Raw genomic sequence first — 22,726 nt, 5'->3', positions numbered from 1 at the left:
CTGTCCCAGCGCACCGATCCCCCGCGCTGGCCCGCTCCGGCATGGCTCGGTTCGGCGTGTCCGGGCAACCCCGGGACCCGCCGACGTACGGCCAGGAGTGCACCACCCGTCGGTTCGGCATTGCGACCTCCGTGGAATACGCGAATCCACGGTCCTCCGCCTTCGCTCGCAGCTCCTCGATCGCGGCCTGCCCATCGCCGAACGCCTCTTCCGGCTCGCGCATGGCGGAGCCTGCGGCCCGCCACCGCCTGCCGGCAACCCGGCGAGGCAGATCAGGGCGCCGATGACGTCTAAGCCTCGATCCACCGGGCAATAGCCGGTGCAGGGCTTGGACATGAAGACGCGGATGCCCTCTGAGCTGGGGCGATGGGACTTATGCCGTCAAACGGGCCGTCCTGGCCATCCCCGAGGCCGCATGGCAGCAGATCACCTACCCCACCACCGTGCCCGATCCCGACACCGGCGAGCTCATCTTCGATGCCCAGGTCGCCGAGATCCCCGCCTACACCGGATTCACCGGCCGCAAGAAGAGTGAGCAGGTTACCGCCCGGCTGATCGTGCGCCGGGTCCGCGACCTGGCCAAACCCGCCACCGCAGGCGAGCAGGGCGAACTGTTCCCCGTCTGGCGCTACCACCCGTTCTTCACCGACAACCCCGCCCAGACCCTCCAGGCCGAGCGGGAACACCGCCACCTTGCGCGCCCACCTCGTCCGTGTCCCTGCCAGGATCGCCCGCTCCGCCCGGCGCCTGACGCTGCACCTACCGCAGCGACGGCCCTGGCAGCACGCCTGGACACAACTGTTCGGCACCGTCCACGCGCCCCCGAGGCAGCCCGACGCCACTGACCAACCCGCCCCGCCAGCGGTGGCGGGTTTGGCCAGGTCGCGGACCCGGCGCACGATCAGCCGGGCGGTGACCTGCTCACTCTTCTTGCGGCCGGTGAACGCGGTGTAGGCGGGGATCTCGGCGACCTGGGCATCGATGATCCGTCTGCGCGGTGTCCGGGCCCTATGGCCACCTGTTGCCGGTGGACCGTTTTACCCTCACCCTGACCCGCCGGCGGGGGCCGGTCCTCCGGCTTGACTTCGAGCGCGCTCCAAATCCTAGTGTCGAGGCGTTCGTCAGCCCTCGAGGTACCGCCCGGTCCGCCGGGCAGGAGGAGTATCCGCGCATGATCACCCGAACCACGCTCGGCTCGCCCGGTCTCACCGTCAGCGCGATGGGCCTGGGGTGCATGGGGATGAGCGAGAGCTACGGCGCCGCCGACTGGGACGGCGGCCTGGCCACCATCAACCGGGCCCTGGAGCTGGGCATCACGTTCCTGGACACCGCCGACGCCTACGGCACCGGGCACAACGAGGTGCTGGTGGGCCGGGCCATCCACGGCCGCCGGGACCAGGTGCAGCTGGCCACCAAGTTCGGCATCGACCGCAGCGCCGGTGACCGGGCACGCCGCATCCGCGGTGCCCGGGACTACGTGCTGCGCGCCTGCGACGCTTCGCTGCTGCGGCTGGGCGTCGAGGTGATCGATCTGTACTACGCCCACCGCCCGCCCCAGGACGTGGAGATCGAGGAGACCGTCGGGGCGATGGCCGAGCTGGTCGAGGCGGGCAAGGTCCGCCATCTGGGCCTGTCCGAGGTCGACGGCGAGCTGCTGCGCCGGGCGCACGCGGTGTACCCGATCACCGCGGTGCAGAGCGAGTACTCGCTGTGGAGCCGCGACGTCGAGGCGGTCACCCCGGTGATGGCCGAGCTGGGGGTCGGGTTGGTGCCGTACTCGCCGCTGGGGCGGGGGTTCCTGACCGGCGCCCTGGACCGCTCCACGCTGGGCGAGAAGGACTTCCGGCGCACCAACCCCCGCTTCGCCGGCGAGGCGGGCGAGGCCAACGAGAAGATCGCGCAGACCGTGCGCGCGGTGGCCGACCAGCTGGGTGCCACCCCGGCCCAGGTGGCGCTGGCCTGGGTGTACGCCCAGGCCGAGCGGCTCGGGGTGGCGGTGGCGACCATTCCGGGCACCCGCAGCCCGGCCCGGCTGGAGCAGAACGCGGCCGCGCTGGAGCTCACCCTCGACGCCGAGGCGCTGGCCGCGCTGGACCCGCTGAGCGACCAGGTAGTGGGCGAGCGCTACACCCCCGCGCACACCGCTGAGATCCCTCGGTGACCTCGCCGATCACGACCAGCCGGGGTCGGGCCAGCGGTGCCCCGTCCTGCTCGACGGCCAGGATCGCGCCCCGGTTGCCGGAGCCCGGGACGACCTCGCCGTAGGAGACCAGCGCCCGGTACCCGTCCGCGTCCACTGCGAGCACGCCGACGCTCAGCTATGTCGGCCTCGGGACTGGTGGCTCGCGTGTTGAGGTGTCGCGTATTCCTCGTTGAGGTCGGTCCTGGTGTCACCGTGTGTGGTCGCCAGGGGCGTATCGGCTCCAGGTTCCCCCGGCTTCCGTGACCAGGCGAGTGGCTGTCTTGTCGTGGTAACCGAGCGCCTTCGCGATAACGGGCGCCGGAACCGGTGGGCGCTCGGCGCCTTCGACGGCAGGCCGGGGCGGCGGCGTCAGCCCTGGTGGGCGTTGAGTGAGGCGGTGTGCTCCCGCACCTGCCGCGGTGTCAGGTAGGCGTCGGTCTGTTCGAAGTGCCGCAGCGACGGCTGTTCCTCAGCGAGGAACCCGATCCGTACGAAGTCGTCGCCCGCGGCCGCGTTCAGTATCCAGTTCGTCAACACCCGTGCCTTGGCGACATTGGTTCGCATCGCCCCCACGTGGTAGCCCCGGGCCACCGCCTGCGCGGGCATCCCATGCAGTTCGACGCCCACCGGCTTGGCGACCGCGTCCCTGCCGCCCAGGTCGACCACCAGACCGAGGTCCCTGTGCCGGTAGGACCGAAGCGGCTCGCCGCGGAGCGCGGCGATGACGTTGTCCGCCGCTGTCTTGGCCTGCCGGTGGGCGTGCTGCGCGGTGGGCGGGCAGACCGCGCCGCCGCCGCCCTCCAGGTCGGGTACGGCGGCGCCGTCCCCCAGCGCGAAGACGCCGTCGAAGCCAGGCAGCGTCATCTGCGCGGTGACGGCGAGCCGTCCATGTACCGTCTCGGCCCCCAGCGTTCCCACCAGCGGGCTGGCGACCACTCCCGCGGTCCAGATCAAGGTCCGGGAGGGGACGACCCGGCCGTTGGTGAAGGTGACCTGCTCCGGCCTCGCCTCGGCGACGGACACGCCGAGCGAGATCTCTACCCCGCGCCGCTGGAGCACCTCCATGGCGCTGCGGCCGAGCTTGTCGCCCAGCTCGGGCATGAGTTTCGGCGCGATGTCAATCAGGTGCCACCTGATCAGGCTTGGATCGAGCCGTGGGTAGCGCCGCACCGCGTGGGTGGTGAGCCGCTGCAGGCAGGCCGCCGTCTCAGTGCCCGCGTAGCCGCCTCCGACGACAACGAACTGCAGTCGGGAGATCTTCTCCTGCTCGTCGACAGCGGCATCGGCCAGGTCGAGCTGGGCGATGACGTGGTCCCTCAGGTACGCGGCCTCGGCGAGCGTTTTCATACCGCGCCGTGTTCCTTCAGACCGGGGATGTCGAAGGTGCGGGTCACGCTGCCGGGCGCGAGCACGATGTAGTCGTAGCGCTCGTTCGTCAGTTCCCCGGTGATCCGGCGGACGACGCAGACCTTCGCTCGGGCGTCCACTCCGATGGCAAGGCCGGGGATAATCCTGGTGCGGTACCTTCCGCGGCGCAGCGACAGCGCCACCGACTGCGGAGTGAGTATGCCCGCCGCGACCTGCGGCAGCAGCGGCAGATACAGCTGGTAGGAGACCGGCGTGACGAGCGCGATGTCCGCGGCGCCGGGAGCCAGCCGGCGCTCCAGGCGGCCCACGCAGGCGACGCCCGCGAAGCCCGCGCCCACGACGAGAATCCTGAGGCGCGCCACAGTGTCCCTCCCTTCCAGGGAGCTGCGTTTGCGGGATGCCGACTCATCGCGGCCAGCTTTACAAGTCTCCGGCATTCGGTTTTCCTAGCACCCATCCTCGTGGGTCACGACAAGATGCGCGCGCCGGCGTGAGGGGACTCGGGCCCCAGCGACAGCTCCGGGAAGGAAACCGGCGGCATACTGTGCGACGCCGACTACGGCGAGACAACCTTCGAGCCCGCGCAGAAACTGTGCGCTGGTGATGGTCACCAACGGTGGTCAGTGCCGGCTGCCGAGCTGCTCGGCCTCTAAGCGCGTCGGATCACCAGTACGGCCACGTCGTCGAGGTGATCCACCGCGACCGCGGCGTCGAGGATCCGGTCTGCCGTCGCCTCGACGTCGAGGCGGTCGTGGAGGGCCTGGCCGGCCAGCGTTCCCGCTCGTTCCAGCCCGGCTTCCAGGGTCAGCCCCGGCCCTTCGACGACGCCGTCGGTGACCAGGACCAGCGCCGTGTTCTTTTCCAGCGTGAAGGTCTTCTCGGGGTAGTCGGTCTCGGGCACGACTCCCAGTACCGGCCCGCCGGAGAGTGTGCGGATGTCGTGGCTGCCGTCGTCGCGCGCCAAGAGCAGCGGCACGTGGCCCGCGCTGGTGCCGATGACCTGTCCGTCGCGCGGATCGATGCGCAGCATGGTGCAGCTGGCGAAGCGTGGTGCGTCCATTGTGACGAGCAGCTCGTTGGTGCGTGTCAGCACGGCTCCCGGACCCGGTTCGTGGGTGGTGATCGCGCGCATGGACGAGCGCACCTGTCCCATGAAAGCTGCGGCGTCCACGTCATGCCCTTGGACGTCGCCGATCTCCAGTGCGACCGCACCATCGGGCAGGAGGAACGCGTCGTACCAGTCTCCGCCGATATCGAGCCCGTACCGGCTGGGCTGTAGCGGGCGGCGATCTTCAGGCCCGGGAGGTGCTCGGGCAGTGTGGGGAGCATGCTCTGCTGGAGCGCTGTTGACAGTTCGATGTGGGCTTGTTGCAACCTGATGCGCCTGAGTGCCTGGCCTGCCAGCTCGGCCAGAGTGGTCATGAAGGCGAGCTGCTCCGGGGACGGGAGGCACTCGCTGTCGTACGTCACCGCCCAGGCGCCCAGCGGCCGGTCGCCCACCGGGCTGAGGGGGGTGATCGACATGGCGAGGTCGGGGCCGGGCCGCCGGAAGGGCAGGCTGTCTTCGTGCGGCCAACGACGGGCGAGCTCCTCCCGGTTGGGGATGAACTCCGGCCGGCCGGTGCGGATCGCGCTGGGCAGTGGGCGGTCCTCATCCAGCGACAGGCCGTGCAGGGCGTCGGCCTGCCAGGTGGGGATCTGGGCATCCGAGGAAACCCGCAGGCGCCCGTCGTCGACGAGCGCGAAGAGGGCGCCGGTACCGCCGAAGGCCGCGGCCAGCCGGGTCAGGACGACCTGCTGCAGTTCCTGCTCGGTGGCGGCGGTGAACAGGGCGGAGGAGAATGCGGCGATCTCCTCGGTGCGCTGCCGCTCAGCGCTCACGGCGGCCAGCATTTCCTCCCGGCGCGCCTCCACCTGGGTGTCGTCGCGGATCACCCCGAAGACCCTTTCGGGACCGGCATACCCCAACGTGACCCTGCGAGTCTGGCTGGCCAGTACGCGCCAGCCACCGTGCTCGGTAAGGAACCGCGACCTGATCCAGGGGACTGGGCGGCGTCCGAGCGCATCAGCCGCCGCAGGCCCTTGCGGTCATCAGGGTGGACTTGCCGGACCACCATGGACAGGGATACGGACGCTTGTGGGAAAAGCGCGGCCAGAGCAGGTGCGCCGCCCATCCACTCCACCTGGTGCTCATGGGGTGAACACATGCACAGGCCGAGGCCGGCGGACCTGGCCGCAAGCTGGAACGGGATCAGCAAACCGCCCAGGTCGTGCTTGGCGTCCAACGAATGCACCCACACAAGCTGCGCACCGCCTGCGGGATCCCTCACCGGCCGCGCCTCGACAAGGCAGACCACAGATGCCGTGCCTGTTCCGGGGAACTCCAGCACACGCATCGCAAGCCTCTTCGCCGTGGCCCCGTGTGTCAGCAGGCTTTCGGCCGCGAGGCGCTGATTGTCGGGCAAGAGCTCGCTGAAGGCGCGACCTACGCACTGCTCCCACGGCCTGCCCAGCGCCGTGGCCATCGCGGCGTTGAGGCGGCGGATGACGCCATCCAGGGTCACGAGAGCCGACGGGGTGGCCCTCTCAAGGAGTTCGTCCGATGCGTCCATCTGCCGCTCCCCGGGAATTGTCGAGCAAAATCGGGAGCCGTTTGGCAAAAGCGCCGACTTATTGTTGATGGCACGGTACACGTGGTGGTGGACTACGTGCGCTGTCCGGTCTGCAGAGATTCGGCAGCCGTGAGCAGGGAAGCCCCCAGCAACACGATGTCTTTCACCAGGAACTGGCCGGCGAGAGAGAGCTTTGGTTCTCCGCGCCGCTCCTGCCATGCCTCGGGCGTTGTGGCCAGGAAACTGAGAGTCGTGGCGAATATCCCCGCAGCCCCCAGGCTTCCTAGTGCCGAGGCTCTCGGCGCGAACGGTCTCGCCGCGATCAGTGATCCCACAACCATCTCTGTTACACCGATGACCCTGGCCAGTTTTTGTTCGCCGAATTCGGTGAGGAGTCGCGAGAATACAGGGCTCGCGGTGATCAAGGGCCGAATGTTCTCGACCTCATAACTTTCGAACTTCAGCCGCCCAATCGACAGGAGATTGAGTGCCAGTCCATAGCGGATCGTTGAGAATCCTGCGCTCTGAAGACCCTTACCGATCGTGGCACGCATTCTCATACGGGTGTCCTTTCACATCTGCACCACAGAACTCCCTACATCTGCTCAGCGTACGCCAGGTCCCACCTACTGGCACGCCGGCCCCGGAGCCTTTTCCGTATTTTCCATTAAGAGGACGTCTTATCTGGTGAAGTGCCGGTACTCAGTCGAGGCCCTCGCACGATTTACTTCAAAAACCGCCGTGGAAGACGAAGTCGAACGAGTTAAAGGGCTGGGGCTTCTACGTCGGCATGGTGTCCGAGGAAGCTGGGCCGGTGACGCGGAGCACGAGCTTGGTTCCGCTGGTGAGGCCCCTTGATGACCGGTCGAAGGCGTCGGGGCCCTCATCAAGGGGAAGTACCTCTGTGGGCAGGTCGAGTACGCCGTCGCGGAGCTGGCCGGCGAGGACAGCGAGAGTCTCTGCGTCCGGACGGACGTAGAGATCGGTCGAAGTGAGTTCAGCGCTCGCGGGCGGGGCGTCCGAGGTGATGGAGCACAGCCGACCGCCGGGGCGGACGAGTTCCCCGGCGGTGGCGGCCGTTCCGGCGGCTGCGGCGAGCGCCGCGTCGAAGGTGCGACCGACCTCGCGCGGCCAGGCGGGGCGGCGGTAGTCGATGACGTCTGTCGCGCCCAGGCCGCGCAGCCGGTCAAAGGAACGGGGGGACGCCGTCGCCGTCACATGGACTCCGGCCGCGACCGCGAGTTGCAGGACGAGGGCTCCGGTCACTCCCGCTCCGTTCGTCACCAGCAGGTGCATGCCGCTGGACAGGTCCAACCAGTCCAGAGCCTGACAGGCGGTCAGGCCGTTGATGGGGAGGGCCGCCGCCCGCGCCGGGTCCAGGCCTTCGGGCAGAGGTGCCGCGTCCGCGGCTCGCAGCAGCGCCTGCTCGGCCCAAAAGCCGCTGTGCCCGGGCAGCGGAGCACTGTGCGCCAGCACCAGGTCACCCACGGCAGGGGCCGTGACATCCGGACCCACGGCGACGACACGACCTGCGCCCTCCACCCCGAGGGCCGCCGGAAGGCGCAGGCCCACGTCCCATTTGCTGGAGGCAAGCAGCTGGTCCCAGGCGCCGACCCCGGCGGCCAGCACGTCGAGCAAGATCTCGCCTGGCCCGGGTGACTGGGGCCTGGGCAGCCGTAGCGACTGGACCGGACCGGACACTTCGGCGACCCCGCAGGCCCGCATCCGTGCGTCAGCTGGCTCCGACTGCGGCACGACGCCTCCCGGGAGAATGAGCTCCACCCGAGTATGCGCTGCCGAGCTGACGCATCGTCTGTCGCCACGCGCACCAGCGCTGGCGCGTCTCACTCCAAACGGTGTGCCGAACGCTCCGGCACCGGAGGTACTCGCGGCAGGGGCTGTTGCCGTAGGCCTTGTCCGCGGTGCGGCTGCCGGGCTTCTTGCACGGCCGACCCGGCCCCCCGATCCAGGGGACGCGGATCTTCTCGAGCACCGACCGGTACTGGGTGCGGTGGTGCCCGGCGCCTGGCCCGGAAGGCGCCGCCGCCCCAGCCGGCCGAGGAAACCGGCACCGGCCAGCCGAATCCCAATCCGGTGGTGGTCGCGTCAGGCGCTGCCGCTGCCGAGGTGCCGGGCCGCGAGCTCGATGACCTGGGCGGCCAGGTCCGTCAGGGCGGAATCGCGCAGTGCGGCGACGCGCGCGAGCCGGGTCACGTCGTTCGCCCAGTCGCCGGTGGCCCGGTCATCCTCGCCGATCCGTGCGAACCCCCGGTCCAGCAGACCGCGGGCCTCAGCCTCCCGCTTGCGGGCCACCGCTTTGACCGCGCCGATGGCGTTGGCCAGGGCGCTGGCGGGCCGTGACCACTCGTCTTCACGGGCGCGTGCTGCCGGGTTCCCCTCGTCGTAGTGCGGGTCGCCCGCGACCGATGCGGTGCGGACATCCAGATCTAGCCGCCAGAACAGCGGCACCCCTGCGAAGCGGACGAACAGCAGGCGCCGACGGTCGGAGTGGTGGAAGTCCGGGTCGCTGCGCACGCTGCCGACCGGCTGGACCTCTCCCAGCGCCGCCACCCCACGAGCAAGGCAGTCCGGGAACCGCGCGTCCGGTACCACCCACGCGATATCGATGTCGCTGAAGGAGTCCGCCGTGCCTGATGCCAGCGAGCCGGTCGGCTCCGCACTCGAGCCCGGGCAACACCTCTTCAGCGCGGTGCACACCTCTGCGGCCAAGGCGGCACGATCGGTTCCTCTCGCCATGACGCACACCGTAGTTCCTGGGCCAGGCGCGGGCCTTATACCTTCCTCATGCACGCGGCCTCCGTCGAGGACGGTGATGCGGTTGGCGAAGGTTCACGGTGAGGGTATGGGCAGCCCCGGGGTGCTCTTGATCGTCTTCATGGTGAACTGCGAGTTGGTTCGTGCCACTCCGGGCAGACCGGTGAGTTCGGCCATGTAGAAGCGCTCGTAGGTCTGGAGGTCGGGTACGGCGACCCATAGCAGGTAGTCGGGCTGGCCGAACAGCCGCAGGCAGTGCACCACCTCGTCGAGCTCGGTGACCGCGGCTTCGAATGCCTCGATGGTGCCCTTGTCCTGCGCCGCCATCTCGACATGCAGCAGCACGTGGAACCCGCGGCCTATGGCGGTTGGATCGGCCGCCGCATGGTAGCCGGTGATCACGCCGCTGCTTTCGAGTTGCCGCACCCGGCGCAGGCACGGGGAAGGGGACAGGCCCACGAGGTCGGCCAGCTCGGTGTTGGCGAGACGCCCGTTCTCCATCAAGTGCGCGAGGATTGCTCGATCCGTCTTATCCATGGCATCCCATGCTAATGTCCGCCGCAATTCAGGGCATCTTTGGCATCCCGTGCGGCAGGGTCGTGGCTAGCATGCCCCTATCAACGCGCCCACCACGTACCCGGAGACTCAGATATGCCCAACAAACCGATACTCGGGCTGGACGAAGACGACAGAGAGACTGCAGGCCGACTCCTGGCCACGTTCTTCGACGACTACGAACAGTCCATTGCCCAGCGGCCCCTCGTGCCCGATGTGGACCGCGAAGTTCTCGCCGGCCTGCTGACGACGCCGTTCCCCGACAAGGGAATCGGAGTGGAGGGACTCTTCCGCGAGATCAACCAGAAGATCCTCCCGAACTCGACCACAGTGGCCCATCCCCGGTTCCTCGCCTACGTACTCGGCCCGCCCAACGGCATCGCCCCGTACGCCGAGGCGATCGCCGCCACCATCAACCAGAACTGCAACTTCTGGCAGCTCTCACCGGCCGCGAGCGTGGTCGAGCGCGCCGTCATCACCTGGCTGTGCGGGCTGTTCGGTTACGGTGATCAGGCGGGCGGGATCCTCACCGGAGGCGGTTCGATCGCCACCCTCAACGCTCTCACCACCGCCCTGCATGCCCGCCGCCCCCGCTTCCGCGAGCAGGGCCTGCAGACGGCCGGTCCCCAGCTGGTGGTGTACACCTCCGCCGAAGCACACCGGTGTGTCGACAAGGCCGCCGCCATATTGGGTATCGGCCTGAACAACGTCCGCCATGTCCCCACCGACGACCGGTACCGCATGCGCGTCGATGTCCTGGAGGAGACCATCCGCGCTGATCGGGCGGCCGGGCTGGAGCCGTTCTGCGTCGTCGCAACCCCGGGAACGGTCACCAGCGGCTCCATCGATCCGATCGCCGACATAGCGGATGTGTGCACGCGCCAGGATCTGTGGCTGCACCTCGATGGCGCATACGGCGCGCTGTTCGTGCTGTCCGAACGCAAACGTGAGGTCTTCGAGGCATGCGCCCGAGCGGACTCCATCGCCCTCGACCCGCACAAGCTGCTGTTCGCTCCCCTGGAGGCGGGCTGTCTGCTGGTACGCGACCGCACCCAGCTGGCGCAGGCCTATGCCTTCCCTTCCTCGTACCTCACCGTGGAAGAAGATCCCCTGATGGTCGACTACATGGACTACGGACCCCAACTGTCCCGCAGTTTCAAGGCTTTCAAGGTTTGGAGCGCTCTGCAGGCCTTCGGTGTCGATGCCTTCCGGGCCGCGATAGACCACACGCTCGACCTCGCCCAGTACATGGCCGACCTCATCGAGGCAGCTCCGGATCTGGAGCTCATGGCGCCCGTATCGCTGACAGCCGTCTGCTTCCGGATCAAGGACGCCACCGAGGCCGACCACACCGCCGTACTCGCCACGCTGATCGAGGAAGGCACCGCGCTCCTCGGCCCGGCACGCCTCGACGGCCGCCACGGCATACGGATCTGTGTCACCAACCACCGCACCACCCGCGACGACATCGAACTGATCCTCAACCGCCTGTCCGACATCGCCCGCCAGGGCCGTGGGCCGGTCGGCGACGCCATGGAGGTGGCCCTGTGACAAGCGATTCGGCCCCGGAAACCGACCCGGCACGTGCGATGTTCGCCACCGACCGGGCCTCTCAGGGCATGGGCATGGAACTCCTGGAGGCGGGGGACGGCTCGGCCCTTGTCCGGATGACCGTGACCGCGGCCATGCTCAACGGCCACGGCATCGCCCACGGCGGTTACATCTTCGCGCTCGCCGACACGGCATTCGCCTGCGCCTGCAACAGTCATGGCCCCGTCACCGTCGCGGCGGGCGCCGACATCGCGTTCACCGCCCCCGTCAAGGAAGGTGACGTCCTGACAGCATCCGCCTGTGAACGCACCCGATTCGGCCGCAGCGGAATCTACGACGTGACCGTCCTACGGGGCGCGGAGGTCATCGCCGAGTTCCGCGGGCGCAGCCGCGTCATCGACAAGACCCCGGAACAGTGACATGGTCCAGGTGCTCTGGCCAGGCGCCCTGCTCGGCGCCCGCGCGGCACTGTCCGTTGGCCCGATCCTCGTCACCATCCTCCAGGCCGCCGCGACCCGAGGCTTCGGGAGCCGGATGGGTGCCCCCAGCGCTCGGCGGAGCCCCGGTCGCAAGAGGAATGCGTGGACGACGCACGCGTCACATACGCACCTGCCCGCCGAAGTCAGTGGCCGCGTAGCCCTCGCGCAGAGGTACCATCCACCACCAACATGAAAAGACACCCAGACGAGGGAGCTTGTGATGGACACCTCTGCCGACAACACCAGTCTCAAAACCCAGTACACGGCACAGATCACCGCCGACCTCGAACGCAACGCAGCCGAACACGAACGCCTCAGCGCCGACATCGCGACGTTGCAACGACAACTGTCGGCGTTGGAGAACAACCGGACGCTCCTGCTCAGCATGCGGCAGACCCTCGACAACGAAGCCACCGGTGACGCACCGGACGACACCGGCGTCAGCGGGTTGGAGAACGGCTCGTCCCCCACCCGGAAGTCCGCGTCGCCGTCAGCACGCAAACCGAAGAAGAAGGCCGACACGACCAGCGGAAAGACCAGCGGAAAGAGGAAAGGGGCAGAGTCCGGCAGGAGCCGGACCAAGCGGGCACGGGAGGCGGGTGTGCCCACGCTCGGGACCTCATCCGCGATGACCTCGCCCAGCACGGTGAACCGCGCTCCGCAGCCGAAATCACCGCCGCCCTCACCCGAGCCCTCCCGGACCGCGAGATCAAGGCCACAGTCGTGCGCGGCACCCTCGAGTCGCTCGTCGCCAAGGGCCAAGCGCACCGCACCAAGCAGCAGAGGTCCGTCTTCTACTCGGCTGCCACCCCGGACGCGGCCGCTGGCACGGCCGAGCCCAGCGAAGCAACCCCCTCCTGAGAAACCACGATACGATCCAGCGTGGCCGCACGCCGACCTCCCTGGGGAGCGACTGGCCACAGCCAGCGGCCGGGAATCCGGGGCATACCCATGTCGGCGTTCCCGTGGTCATGTTCCTCAGCCTCGACCACAGTGTGCACTTACCGCGTACGCAAGCCAACTGGCGGACAGTTCACCCAGGTTGGCAGTCGGCTTCATCGCCGCGGGTCTGTGTAGGCTGGTGCGCGTGGATGTGACGGGGTGTCTTGGGTGCGACCTTCTGGCCGGGCGCCGGGAGTTGCCCGGGGGTGTCCTGCACGAAACCACTGCTTGGGTGGTGAACCACGTCGTCGGTCCGATGAATCTCGGCACCTTGATCGTCGGTCCGCGGGAGCACGTCGTGGCCATCGCGGATCTCGACGACGCGGCAGCGGCGGAACTCGGCCCCTTGCTGCGCGATACCGCTCGCGTCGTAGAGACGTTGTGCCAGCCTGAGCAGACCTACGTCTGCGTGTGGTCGCATGGCCTCGACGCTCGCAAGCACCTGCACATCGCGGTTCAGCCGGTGACCGCGGAGGTGCGGGCCCGCTATGGCGGGCTGCGCTCCGAGCAGCTCCAGGCCCGGATGCTGGCGGACGGCGACGAGCCGGACGTCGCGGATGTCGAGCAGTTCTGCGAGCGGGCTCGCGAACTGTTCCTGGCGATCGCCGGCAGCAGCGTCGAAGACCGCAGCTGATCACCGGTGCCGGGGGTGGCGGCACAGCGTAGTCGGTCTCCGATGGCCGTCAGGCGGAGACGTCGCCGTGCGATTCCATGCGCTCGATCATCTGCTCGCTCCACGCCCGAATGGCATCGGCCTGCCGCGGAGTGAGCGTGTCGAAGAAGTGGCGGCGGATGTTGCCGGCGTGGCCGGTGATGGCGCTCTGCACGGCACTACGCCCCTCGGTGGTCAGCTTGATCCCGGTACGGCGGCCGTAGGCGCCGCTTTCGGTCCGTGCCACGAAACCGCGCTTCTCCATGCGGGTCAGCTGGTGCGAGACGCGGCTCTTCTCCCAGCCGAGCGACTCGGAGAGCTCGCCGACGCGCAGCTCGGGCCCGGCCGCGCGCCACAAGGTCATCAGCACGCTGAACTCGGCCTTGGAGATGCCGAAGTCGCGCTGGAGGGCACGGTCGAGCTCCTGGGTGAGCAGCCGCTGCGCGCGCGTCCAAGCGCCCCAGAGCTCCCACTCCTCGGGATCCAGGTCGCGGGTCTCCGTCATGGCGGAAATCCTACCCGCCGGAGACACACAGTTGACGCATCAACTCCACATTCCTAGAGTTGATGCGTCAACTGCGCGAGAGGAGCTCACCCGATGAGGACATTGATACGCGGCGGCATGGTGGTCAGCATGGACCCGGCCGTCGGCGATCTCCCGCAGGGCGACCTGCTCATCGAGGACGGTCGGATCGCGGCGGTCGCCGCCGACGTGGACACAGCCGAGGCGGAGGTCGTCGACGCCCGCGGCAAGATCGTGATGCCCGGTTTCGTCGACACCCACCGGCACACCTGGCAGACCGCCTTCCGTGGCATCGGGGCCAACTGGACCTTCCGCGAGTACGGCACAGCCATGCACGGCACGCTCCGGCCGCACTACCGGCCGGAGGACGTGTACCTGGGCAACCTGCTGGGCCGGATCGAGGCACTGAGCTCGGGCGTCACGACCATGCTCGACTGGTTCCACTGCTCCGACCGTCCGGAGAACGCCGACGCCGCGATCCAGGCGCTGCGTGACGCGCCCGGCCACTCGGTGTTCTGCTACGGCGCGGGCGTGGCCGACGAGTCGATCGCCACCGAGGTCAAGCGCGTGCGATCCCAACTGCCGGACGAGGGCATGGCGTTGGGGCTGCGCGGTCCGCAGCGGACCTCGATGGACACTACCGCCGCCGATGTCGCACTGGCACGGGAACTCGGACTGCGGGTGAGCGTCCACGTACACGCCGCCACGGGCTGGCCCAGCGGTGAGCGCCCCATCGCGGACATGCGCGACCGCGGACTGCTGGATGACCGCACGACCTTCGTGCACGGCAACGGCATCTCCGACGACCAGGTGGCGATGATGGCCGACGCGGGCTGCTCGGTGTCGATCAGCCCGGACGTCGAGCTGAAGATGGGCTTCGGCTGGCCCGAGACCGGCCGCATGCTGGCCGCCGGTATCCGCCCGTCACTGTCCATCGACGACTGCCCGTCCGCCGGCGGCGACATGTTCGCCACCATGCGCACGGCGTTCTCCGTCCAGCGCGGTCTGAACGGCGGCCTCACGGCGCGGGACTTCGTCGAATTCGCCACGGTGGACGGCGCCCGCACCTGTGGACTCGACGCCCGGACGGGCAGCCTCAGTGTCGGCAAGGACGCCGACTTCATCCTCCTCGACGCCGAGGACCTCACGGTCTTCCCGGTCACGGATCCCGTCGGCACGGTCGTCTCCGCCGGTCACCCCGGGCTGGTGGACAGCGTCTTCATCGCCGGAAAGCCGGTCAAGCGAAACGGCCGACTGCTCGACGTCGACCTGCCGGCGTTGCGCACCCGGCTGCTGGAGTCCCGCGCCCGGGTCGCCGAAGCCGCGGGCGTGGCGCTCGACGGGTCCTGGGCACCGACGGCGAGCGCGCCGAGGCGTTGAGTCGCGCAGCCGCGATGCGGGGCGGGGCAGGCACTCGTAAGGTCACCGAGCCGTCTCCAACCTCCATGGGAACACATCAGGTTGACATGATCTTCCTGAGTGTCTTGGAGACTTCACGCTTGGTCCCGGCTGCTTTCTGTTCAGTCCCCCGAGTATCCGAAGATTCCCACGTGGCTGGGTTCGTCGTCGGTGTAGAGGATGACGTACAAACCGGTCCACCTCATCTGGCACTCGTCGGTCAGCACCTGGTCGAGGTTCGGCTGGATCGACCAGTCCCTGTCGCGGGCGAGCAGTTCCTGGAACTGGGCAGGCGTCGGCCGGTCGGTGCCGAAGTGGTGCCGTATGCGCTCGTGCCGGAGTGGTCGTAGCGTCCCGGAGTCGTCGGGATCGTACGGGTCGGGTGGGTCGGCCGTGTGGACCACCTCGCCGATGTCGAGGATCGTGTGGGTGCCCTCGTCCCAGAACTCATCGGTGCCCTTGGCCGCGTCGAGCCCGTCCAACGACGACGGTCGCGGCAACAACTCATCGCCCGTGACGCCGTATTCGGCCCGGGTTTCCCAGGGCCAGATGTAGTCGCCGCTCGCCAGGACTTGCTTCTGCACCGCGACCAACGTCGCCTCGACACTGCCCTGGTACCGAGTCAGGTAGTCCCAGCCGCTCGCGCCCATCGCCAGCCTTCCGTGGTGGGTGTGTGAACGCCCGCCACCGTAGTGGTGCGGTCTGACAACAGGTCTTGAGGCCGCCACCTCTCGGGTGGCCCCGCGCCCCGTTCCTCTGGACCGATGCGGTAAGCCCGCCAACCCTAGGCCTGGTAGGCGGCGGAGACCTGGCCTGCCAGGACGGCGAACGGCATGTCGAGGGCGGCGTAGAGGGCGCCGGATTGAGGGGCGGCGTTGTCGGCCAGAGCCTCCACCATGAGAGTGGCGTAGTCGCTGACGATGACGCGCGCCTGCTGCATGCGCAGCAGCCCGGCCTCCCGCTTGGCCTGGCTGAAGGTGCCCGAAGCATCCACAGCGACGTACGCGTCGTATCCGGCGGCCGTCGCAGCGATCGCGGGCAGCGCCGCGCACACCTCGAGCGAGGCGCGGTCGGCCCCCACATGCTGTCGGCCGCGGTGGGGCGGTGACGACCAGCGGGATGTCCAGTACGGTCGCCGCGCGGGCCAGCGCGACCACATTGTGGTTGAGCTCAGCAAGCGGAATATCCCGGACCCCGGACAGCAGAGCCACCGTGCCCCCTGCTGCCTGGCAGCAGGGGGGCACCCGCGCGTCGGGCCGGCACGCGGACTCAGGACAGTGTGCGGGCAGCGCATACGAGAACGGCCCCGGGATCGGTTCAGACCCGCAGCCCGGCTACGCGGCGACGCTCCCGCGCGCGAACACCCTTGCCGTCTCGGTCACCCGGCGTCCCAAGTGTCCGGCCGTGGCCACGTCGGCCTTGTGCACGGCTTCCGGACCCTCGTCGCTGTTGGTCTGGGCGGCCGCGCCCGTGAAGACGCCGAGGCGGTTGAGGTCGTGCTCGGATCCCGTGCTGCTGTTCCAGCCGGGGTGCAGGCCGAGGTTGACCCAGTGCATGCCGTGCTGACCGGCGAGGATCTGGAAGAACTGCAGGGTGTGCAGCTTGTCACCGCTCTTCGAGGCGGAGTTGGTGAAGCCGGCCGCCAGCTTGTCCTTCCAGGCGAGCTGGAACCAGCGCTTGGAGGACGCCTCGGCGAACACGTGGAAGGCGCCGGACGCGGTGCCCATATAGGTGGGCGAACCGAAGACGATCGCGTCGGAGCGGTCCAGCGTCTCCCACTGTTCGTCGGTGATCTCATCCACCTTGATCAGGTGTACCTCGGCGCCCGCCTCGGCGGCGCCCGCGCGGACGGCCTCGGCGATCACAGCGGTGTGGCCGTAGCCGGAGTGGTACGCGATGGACACTACGGGGGTGGTCACGATGAATTACTCCTCTGGGGGCATTCGCAAGCCCGAACGGGCAGCTCGAAGGCAGTGACCACAGGAAAGCACTAACTTCTAGTTAGTGCAAACTGACGGCTAGCGCTGTAGTTCGAACAGCAGCATCTGCGGGAGGACGAGTCATCGATCGCGGCATGAGCCCCTGCGTCCATACGCCGGGGGACGCCTCAACCGCGGGCCTTGATCTCTTCGATGAGCTGGGGGACGACCTCGAAGAGGTCGCCGACGACGCCGTAGTCGACCAGGTCGAAGATCGGGGCCTCGGCGTCCTTGTTGATCGCCACGATCGTCTTCGAGGTCTGCATACCGGCGCGGTGCTGGATCGCCCCGGAGATGCCGCTCGCGATGTACAGCTGTGGGGACACGGACTTGCCGGTCTGGCCGACCTGATTGGTGTGTGGGTACCAGCCCGCGTCCACCGCGGCACGCGAGGCGCCGACGGCCGCGCCCAAGGAGTCGGCCAGGGTCTCGATGAGTGCGAAGTTCTGCGCACCGCCCACACCACGGCCGCCGGAGACCACGATCGCGGCCTCGGTCAGGTCGGGACGCCCCGTCGACTCACGCGGCGTACGCGAGACCACCTTCGTGCCGGTCGCCCGCTCCGAGAAGGACACCTCGAGCGCCTCGACCGCGCCCGCGGCCGGGGCCGCCTCCGGTGCGGCCGAGTTCGGCTTCACCGTGATGACCGGGATGCCCTTGCTGACACGGGACTTGGTGATGAAGGAGGCGGCGAACACCGACTGGGTGGCCACCGGACCCTCGTCGCCGGCCTCCAGGTCGACGGCGTCGGTGATGATGCCCGAGCCGATGCGCAGCGCCAGACGCGCGGCGATCTCCTTGCCCTCCGCGGAGGACGGGACCAGGACGGCGGCTGGGGACACCCGCTCGTAGGCGGCCTGCAGGGCGTCCACCTTCGCACTACCAGGTACTCGGCGTACTCGGCGGCGTCGTGCGTGAGGACCCTCACCGTGCCGTGCTCGGCGAGCGTGGTGGCGGTGTCAGCGGCGCCGGCTCCCAACGCGACGGCGACCGGCTCGCCGATGCGACGGGCCAGGGCCAAAAGCTCCAGCGTGGGCTTGCGGACGGCACCGTCCACGTGGTCGACGTAGACGAGAACTTCAGCCATGGGAACGGATCTCCTCGCGGATTGCGCAGTCTGGGGGACGGGCGGTGAGGCTCAGGAGCCTCAGATGAATTTCCGGCTCACGAGGAACTCGGCGAGCTGCTTGCCGCCCTCGCCCTCGTCCCTGACGATCGTGCCCGCGGCGCGCGCCGGACGCTCCGCCACGGCCTCGACCGTGGTGGAGGCACCCTCCAGACCGGCCTCCTCGGTGTCGATCTCCAGGTCGGCCAGGTCCCAGGACTCCACTGGCTTCTTCTTCGCCGCCATGATGCCCTTGAACGAGGGGTAACGCGCCTCACCCGACTGGTCGGTCACCGACACGACGGCCGGGAGCCGCGCCTGGAGCTGCTCGGAGGCGGCATCGCCGTCCCGGCGGCCCTTGACCATGCCGTCCCCGACCGACACCTCGGACAACAGGGTCGCCTGCGGCACGCCCAGACGCTCGGCCAGCAGCGCCGGAACGACCCCATGGTGCCGTCGGTGGAGGCCATCCCGGAGATCACCAGGTCGTAGCCGGCCTTCTCGATTGCCCTGGCCAGCACCAGCGAGGTGCCGATGGCGTCGGTGCCGTGCAGGTCCTCGTCCTCCACGTGGATCGCCTTGTCGGAGCCCATCGACAGCGCCTTGCGCAGCGCGTCCTTGGCGTCCTCCGGGCCGACGGTCAGCACGGTGACCTCGGCGTCGCCGGCCTCCTCGGCGATCTGGAGGGCCTGCTCGATCGCGTACTCGTCGAGCTCGGAAAGCAGACCGTCCACGCCGTCCCGGTCGACGGTCAGGTCATCGGCGAAGCGCCGGTCGCCAGTGGCGTCGGGGACATACTTCACAGTGACAACGATTCTCAAGCTCACCAAGTGCCCCTTCGCAGTGCTTGATGTGTGCCGACGAGTGAGCCCGTGTCAGTGCCAGGTCAGCCGACGATCACCCCAACACTCAGTTACCTCAGTCAGCTAATTCCGGACTCAGTTCCTTATTGTGCACACTGAGTCCCGCCCACCGGTCGTGTCGTCGGTCACACGACTGGCTGCCCCGTCGGTCACCAGGGCGGACAACAGGGCCGGTACGTCGGCCAGCCCTCGCAACATGTCGTTGAGGTGGGTGCAGGTGCTCGTGCCACCGAAGTTCTCCCGGACGTGGCGGCGCAGTCCGGAGAGCGGCTGGCCGGCGAGGCCGCCCGCGCTCGCCGCGGCTGCCGGGCACTCGACCCAGGGCAGGACGCGAGGTGCCGCCTCGCAGGAGACGACCGTGGCGGCGGACGTGTCGATGACCGCGCTCAGCAGGTACTCGTGGATGACGGTCTCGGTGCCGTCCGGCAGCACGTATGAGTCCCGGAAGAGTCCGTCGACGGTCGCGCCGCGCCCTGTGCGCACGTCCGTGCGGCGGGCCCGGCGCATGGCTCCTGGCGGCAGTTCGGCGGTGTCGTGCCAGGCGAGTGGGTCGTTCGCGACGGTGAGCGGGAGGGCTTCAGGGCCCGTGACGACGGGCGGTTTCCTGCCGCGCCGCAGCTCGACCATGATGGTCCCGCCCGTAGCGAAGCCGGCGCATTGGTTCTCCCGGAACGCCGAACGGCCTCCCGACCCGACCGGGTCGGTGCGGTCCGCGTTCACCGCCTGCCCGGAGACGAGCGTGACCACGGGGAAGTCGTCCAGGAGCAGATGGAGCAAGTCGTGCTCGGCGGTCAGCGACGGGTCGCACTCGTTCAGCCGGGCCCGGAACCCCGAGGAGGTACGGGTGCCGATCAGGGCGGCGAGCCCTGGGCGAAAGGGTTCGGTCGTCAGTTCCTCGAGCGCCCATGCACCGGCGAAGTCGACCACGGCATGACAGGCAGCCTCCGCCACCACGCTCACCGTCCCGTCGGCGGCGGTGCGGAGATCGCGGCCTCGGCCGGCCAGAACGAGCGGACCGTCCGAACCGGCGGGCCTGAGCATGTCGATGGTGGTGGTACGACGAATCGATCCTGGTGAGCGGGCAGGGCTGCCCCGTGTCGGCTCGTGTATGCCGTGCCGGGGGTGCAGCTCACGCGGCGGACTGGTCATGATTCTCCTCGGTCAGCGGCTCACGGCGCAGTGCGGTCGGCCAGGTGGAGGCAGGCTCCCACGCATACAGGAGGAGGGCGCGTCGACGCCGACAGCCGCTGCCCGATCTCGCAGTCCATGCGAGCTTCCGCCCGCCGACGCCACACTTGCGACATGCGCCGAAAACATTATTTTCAATCTTTGGATCGAATCGCGCGCCTGTCAACCATCGGCGCTCGTTCCAGCGGCAGCGCCGCTCCCAGGGCGCGACGACCGATGCGAAAACATCGTTTTCGCTAGAATGCGTCTGACCGCGGCCTGAACAGTGCGTCAAGAGCTGTGCACGTCGCCGCGTCCCCGTCCCGTGACCGCCGTATGAGAGGCAATCACTCGTGAGCACCAAACCAAACACCACCGGATCCGCCGACACCGCCCCGAGGAACTCGCCAAGGCGCCTGCCAAGGACCCCCGGGACCTCCCCGACGTCTCCGGCCTGATCGTCGGCGTTCTCGGCGGGACCGGACCGCAGGGCAAGGGCCTGGCCTACCGGCTGGCCAAGGCGGGCCAGAAGGTGATCATCGGCTCGCGGGCGGCCGGGCGCGCCCGGGCCGCCGCCGGGGAACTCGGGCACGGCGTCGAGGGCGCCGACAACGCCGAGTGTGCGCAGCGCAGTGACATCGTGATCGTCGCCGTGCCGTGGGACGGTCATGGCAAGGCGCTCGAGGCGCTGCGCGAGGAGCTGACCGGCAAGCTCGTCGTCGACTGCGTCAACCCGCTCGGCTTCGACAAGAAGGGTGCCTACGCCCTTGAGCCGGCGGAGGGCAGCGCCGCCCAGCAGGCCGCCGCGCTGCTGCCGGAATCCCGGGTCACCGCCGCCTTCCACCACCTCTCGGCGGTCCTGCTCCAGGACCCGGACATCGACGAGATCGACACCGACGTGATGGTGCTCGGCGAGGAGCGGGCCGACGTGGAGATCGTGCAGGCGCTCGCCGGCCGCATCCCAGGCATGCGCGGTATCTACGCGGGCCGGCTTCGGGGCGCCCACCAGGTCGAGTCACTGGTCGCCAACCTGATCTCGGTCAACCGGCGCTACAAGGCACACGCCGGGCTCCGGGTCACCGACGTATAGACCGTCAGGGCCGCTCCTGTCGGCCTGCCGCCGCAACCGTTGTCGTCGCTCCGAGCGCTCTCAGCACGAAGTCGCGCACACGGGCGGCGGCCTCGGTCGCGCTCATGGACGCGGTCGGCGCCATCTGCTCGTCGAACGCCTGCGCGATGACGGCCCGGATGAACCTGGCGTCGGACTCGGGCTCGGCCCACGGGAGCGAGCCGTCCCGGCGCCCTCGGTGCAGGATCTGTGCCAGAGCGGCCTCCTGCCCCGCCGCCACCCGGGCCGCTCCGCGGCGTAGCCCGCGGTGCGCTGGGCTCCCTCGGAGGAGAGAATCCGCACGTGCTGGCGCCGGCGCGCCTCTGACGTCAGGCGCAGCATCGCCTCGACCCAGCCCTGCAGCGCCTCTACGGGGGTGGCCGCACTCGCCGCGGCGCTCTGAAGCTCGGTCAGCAGCCGCTCGCTGTCCCGCCGGAACATGGCGAGGAGCAGATCGTCCTTGGAGTCGAAATGCCGATAGAACGCTCGTGTTCCCAACCCGGCGGTGCGCAGGATCTCGCCCACCGAAGCGCCTGCGCCTCCCGCCTCGGCCAGGCAGCGGTAGGCCGCCTTGATGATCCGCTCACGCTCAGCAGACTCCGTCGGCACGGGCGCGGTCTCCTCTCCGGCTGCCCCACACGAAAACGCGGGATGACCAGGGTAACCGTGACCAGCCTCCGCGGCGGCGGGCGGGCGCCGGGCCGGCCACCTCCGCGCCAGGGCGCCGACGGGGGCTCTTCAAGATGGGCGTGAGTGCTCGCCGAGCGCACGGATACCCCTGAGATACCCCTGATACGTACGGTGTCCCGCGACGGCGTGGCGGGACACCGTGGCCTACACAGCCGGGAGCATGCCGGTCGCGGCCCGCTCCCGCAGCCGATCCGGCAGCGCGACCAGCGCTTCGGCGGCTTTGGCGCGGCGCAGATAGCGGTGGGCGGGGTGCTCCCAGGTGAAGCCCATGCCCCGTGCACCTGGAGGCAGCCCTGCACGACGAAGACCGCTGTCTCCAGCGCCTCGGCGGCAGCCAGGCACACCGCGGTGTCGGTGTCCGGGCCGAGCTCGTCGAGTGCCCCGGCCGCGGCGGCGACCAGGGCTCGTGCCGACTCGACGGCGACGAGCATGTTCGCGCAGCGGTGCGAGACGGCCTGGAAGGAACCGATGGCACGGCCGAACTGCTGCCTGGTCCCGGCGTACTCCACAGCGAGGTCCATCGCTTCCGCGGCGACCCCACGGCATCCGCGGCCAGCAGGACCAGTGCGGCACGTTCGGCGGAGCGAAGTACGTCGTCGAAGGCATCGGGGGCGGCCACCAACCGGGCCGGACAGGCCGTCAGTTCGACGGCACCCAGTGGACGGGTCGGGTCCAGGGCATCCACAGGCGTCGTCACGCAGCGGTCCCGCGGTTCCACGGCGAAGAGAGCGGGGCCCACGCCGGTCTCCGCCGCGACCAGGAACACGGCAGCGCACG

At 69.2% G+C, this 22,726-nt stretch carries 22 protein-coding genes and 5 pseudogenes; 8 read left to right on the top strand and 19 right to left on the bottom strand.

Translation table 11 applies throughout. The features are described from left to right. Window positions 1-443 precede the first annotated feature (443 nt). The gene (locus tag LIV37_RS50375) at window positions 444-845 is read left to right on the top strand and encodes a hypothetical protein (RefSeq protein ID WP_148717915.1); all 402 of its coding nucleotides are present in this window, start codon (window positions 444-446) and stop codon (window positions 843-845) included. 326 nt (window positions 846-1,171) lie between these two features. Beyond that, complete coding sequence (locus tag LIV37_RS50370; protein WP_020874765.1) at window positions 1,172-2,161, top strand: aldo/keto reductase; 990 nt, start codon at window positions 1,172-1,174, stop codon at window positions 2,159-2,161. A 390-nt stretch (window positions 2,162-2,551) separates the two neighbouring features. Here the strand turns inward: LIV37_RS50370 and LIV37_RS50365 are convergent. From LIV37_RS50365 to LIV37_RS50330, 8 genes and pseudogenes are all read right to left on the bottom strand, one after another. Next, window positions 2,552-3,912 (bottom strand): annotated as a pseudogene (locus LIV37_RS50365) (NAD(P)/FAD-dependent oxidoreductase). Window positions 3,913-4,199: 287 nt separating this feature from the next. After that, window positions 4,200-4,721, bottom strand: coding sequence for a PP2C family protein-serine/threonine phosphatase (locus LIV37_RS50360; RefSeq protein ID WP_254807197.1), 522 nt, complete (start codon window positions 4,719-4,721; stop codon window positions 4,200-4,202). Further along, window positions 4,637-5,485, bottom strand: coding sequence for a GAF domain-containing protein (locus LIV37_RS50355; protein ID WP_254807196.1), 849 nt, complete (start codon window positions 5,483-5,485; stop codon window positions 4,637-4,639). Before LIV37_RS50355 ends, LIV37_RS50360 begins: the two co-directional genes overlap by 85 nt. Continuing rightward, window positions 5,482-6,162 carry a PAS domain-containing protein gene (locus LIV37_RS50350; RefSeq protein ID WP_254807195.1) on the bottom strand — a complete coding sequence of 227 codons (681 nt, stop codon included), beginning with the start codon at window positions 6,160-6,162 and terminating at the stop codon, window positions 5,482-5,484. The genes LIV37_RS50355 and LIV37_RS50350 overlap by 4 nt, the downstream gene beginning before the upstream one ends. 92 nt (window positions 6,163-6,254) lie before the next feature. Beyond that, window positions 6,255-6,722 carry a YkgB family protein gene (locus LIV37_RS50345; RefSeq protein ID WP_020874762.1) on the bottom strand — a complete coding sequence of 156 codons (468 nt, stop codon included), beginning with the start codon at window positions 6,720-6,722 and terminating at the stop codon, window positions 6,255-6,257. Window positions 6,723-6,942: 220 nt separating this feature from the next. Next, window positions 6,943-7,887, bottom strand: coding sequence for an NADP-dependent oxidoreductase (locus tag LIV37_RS50340; RefSeq protein WP_020874761.1), 945 nt, complete (start codon window positions 7,885-7,887; stop codon window positions 6,943-6,945). Between the two features lie 381 nt (window positions 7,888-8,268). Continuing rightward, window positions 8,269-8,919, bottom strand: a complete 651-nt coding sequence (locus tag LIV37_RS50335; RefSeq protein ID WP_121826417.1) for a nucleotidyltransferase domain-containing protein — start codon at window positions 8,917-8,919, stop codon at window positions 8,269-8,271. A 93-nt stretch (window positions 8,920-9,012) separates the two neighbouring features. After that, window positions 9,013-9,474 carry an Lrp/AsnC family transcriptional regulator gene (locus LIV37_RS50330; protein WP_121826418.1) on the bottom strand — a complete coding sequence of 154 codons (462 nt, stop codon included), beginning with the start codon at window positions 9,472-9,474 and terminating at the stop codon, window positions 9,013-9,015. A 114-nt stretch (window positions 9,475-9,588) separates the two neighbouring features. Here LIV37_RS50330 and LIV37_RS50325 point away from each other — a divergent pair, with 114 nt between their 5' ends. From LIV37_RS50325 to LIV37_RS50310, 4 genes are all read left to right on the top strand, one after another. Beyond that, entirely contained in the window at window positions 9,589-11,043 is a 1,455-nt protein-coding gene (locus LIV37_RS50325) for a pyridoxal phosphate-dependent decarboxylase family protein (RefSeq protein WP_020874758.1), read from the top strand. Between the two features lie 38 nt (window positions 11,044-11,081). Continuing rightward, window positions 11,082-11,462, top strand: coding sequence for a hydroxyphenylacetyl-CoA thioesterase PaaI (gene paaI, locus LIV37_RS50320; RefSeq protein ID WP_020874757.1), 381 nt, complete (start codon window positions 11,082-11,084; stop codon window positions 11,460-11,462). Between the two features lie 783 nt (window positions 11,463-12,245). Beyond that, window positions 12,246-12,383, top strand: coding sequence for a hypothetical protein (locus LIV37_RS52360; protein WP_338119186.1), 138 nt, complete (start codon window positions 12,246-12,248; stop codon window positions 12,381-12,383). A gap of 313 nt (window positions 12,384-12,696) precedes the next feature. Next, a complete protein-coding gene (locus LIV37_RS50310; RefSeq protein ID WP_243146510.1) occupies window positions 12,697-13,098 on the top strand; it encodes a hypothetical protein in 402 nt (133 codons plus the stop codon). 49 nt (window positions 13,099-13,147) lie between these two features. Here LIV37_RS50310 and LIV37_RS50305 read toward each other — a convergent pair whose 3' ends face one another. After that, window positions 13,148-13,621, bottom strand: coding sequence for a MarR family winged helix-turn-helix transcriptional regulator (locus LIV37_RS50305; protein WP_020874754.1), 474 nt, complete (start codon window positions 13,619-13,621; stop codon window positions 13,148-13,150). Window positions 13,622-13,714: 93 nt separating this feature from the next. Here LIV37_RS50305 and LIV37_RS50300 point away from each other — a divergent pair, with 93 nt between their 5' ends. Next, a complete protein-coding gene (locus tag LIV37_RS50300; protein WP_121826420.1) occupies window positions 13,715-15,019 on the top strand; it encodes an amidohydrolase family protein in 1,305 nt (434 codons plus the stop codon). A 140-nt stretch (window positions 15,020-15,159) separates the two neighbouring features. Here LIV37_RS50300 and LIV37_RS50295 read toward each other — a convergent pair whose 3' ends face one another. The 6 genes and pseudogenes from LIV37_RS50295 to LIV37_RS50270 all read right to left on the bottom strand — a co-directional run bounded on the left by LIV37_RS50295 (window position 15,160) and on the right by LIV37_RS50270 (window position 20,133). Next, window positions 15,160-15,687, bottom strand: coding sequence for a hypothetical protein (locus LIV37_RS50295; protein WP_020874752.1), 528 nt, complete (start codon window positions 15,685-15,687; stop codon window positions 15,160-15,162). Window positions 15,688-15,821: 134 nt separating this feature from the next. Beyond that, a complete protein-coding gene (locus LIV37_RS50290) occupies window positions 15,822-16,118 on the bottom strand; it encodes a cysteine hydrolase family protein (protein WP_020874751.1) in 297 nt (98 codons plus the stop codon). Window positions 16,119-16,371: 253 nt separating this feature from the next. Then, on the bottom strand, window positions 16,372-16,956 hold the full coding sequence (locus tag LIV37_RS50285; protein WP_121826421.1) for a flavodoxin family protein: 585 nt from the start codon (window positions 16,954-16,956) through the stop codon (window positions 16,372-16,374). A 188-nt stretch (window positions 16,957-17,144) separates the two neighbouring features. Then, window positions 17,145-18,103, bottom strand: a pseudogene (locus tag LIV37_RS50280) (electron transfer flavoprotein subunit alpha/FixB family protein). Window positions 18,104-18,163: 60 nt separating this feature from the next. Beyond that, window positions 18,164-18,948 (bottom strand): annotated as a pseudogene (locus LIV37_RS50275) (electron transfer flavoprotein subunit beta/FixA family protein). Window positions 18,949-19,059: 111 nt separating this feature from the next. Beyond that, on the bottom strand, window positions 19,060-20,133 hold the full coding sequence (locus tag LIV37_RS50270) for a DUF2889 domain-containing protein (RefSeq protein WP_167525940.1): 1,074 nt from the start codon (window positions 20,131-20,133) through the stop codon (window positions 19,060-19,062). A gap of 397 nt (window positions 20,134-20,530) precedes the next feature. Here LIV37_RS50270 and npdG point away from each other — a divergent pair, with 397 nt between their 5' ends. Then, window positions 20,531-21,241, top strand: coding sequence for an NADPH-dependent F420 reductase (npdG, locus tag LIV37_RS50265; protein WP_254807228.1), 711 nt, complete (start codon window positions 20,531-20,533; stop codon window positions 21,239-21,241). A gap of 4 nt (window positions 21,242-21,245) precedes the next feature. Here the strand turns inward: npdG and LIV37_RS50260 are convergent, their stop codons facing one another. From LIV37_RS50260 to LIV37_RS52905, 4 genes and pseudogenes are all read right to left on the bottom strand, one after another. Further along, window positions 21,246-21,500: a hypothetical protein gene (locus tag LIV37_RS50260; protein ID WP_254807194.1), complete on the bottom strand. Its 255-nt coding sequence runs from the start codon at window positions 21,498-21,500 to the stop codon at window positions 21,246-21,248. Between the two features lie 209 nt (window positions 21,501-21,709). Beyond that, window positions 21,710-21,868, bottom strand: a pseudogene (locus tag LIV37_RS52910) (TetR/AcrR family transcriptional regulator); the annotation flags it as partial. Window positions 21,869-22,093: 225 nt separating this feature from the next. Then, window positions 22,094-22,219, bottom strand: a complete 126-nt coding sequence (locus LIV37_RS51970; RefSeq protein ID WP_276064845.1) for a hypothetical protein — start codon at window positions 22,217-22,219, stop codon at window positions 22,094-22,096. 53 nt (window positions 22,220-22,272) lie between these two features. Further along, window positions 22,273-22,470: pseudogene (locus LIV37_RS52905) on the bottom strand (acyl-CoA dehydrogenase family protein); the annotation flags it as partial. Window positions 22,471-22,726 lie beyond the last annotated feature (256 nt).

The organism is Streptomyces rapamycinicus NRRL 5491 (genome assembly GCF_024298965.1).
Classification (GTDB): domain Bacteria; phylum Actinomycetota; class Actinomycetes; order Streptomycetales; family Streptomycetaceae; genus Streptomyces; species Streptomyces rapamycinicus.
Note: the sequence above shows the minus strand (reverse complement) of the source record. Positions and strands in the feature narration are given on the sequence as shown.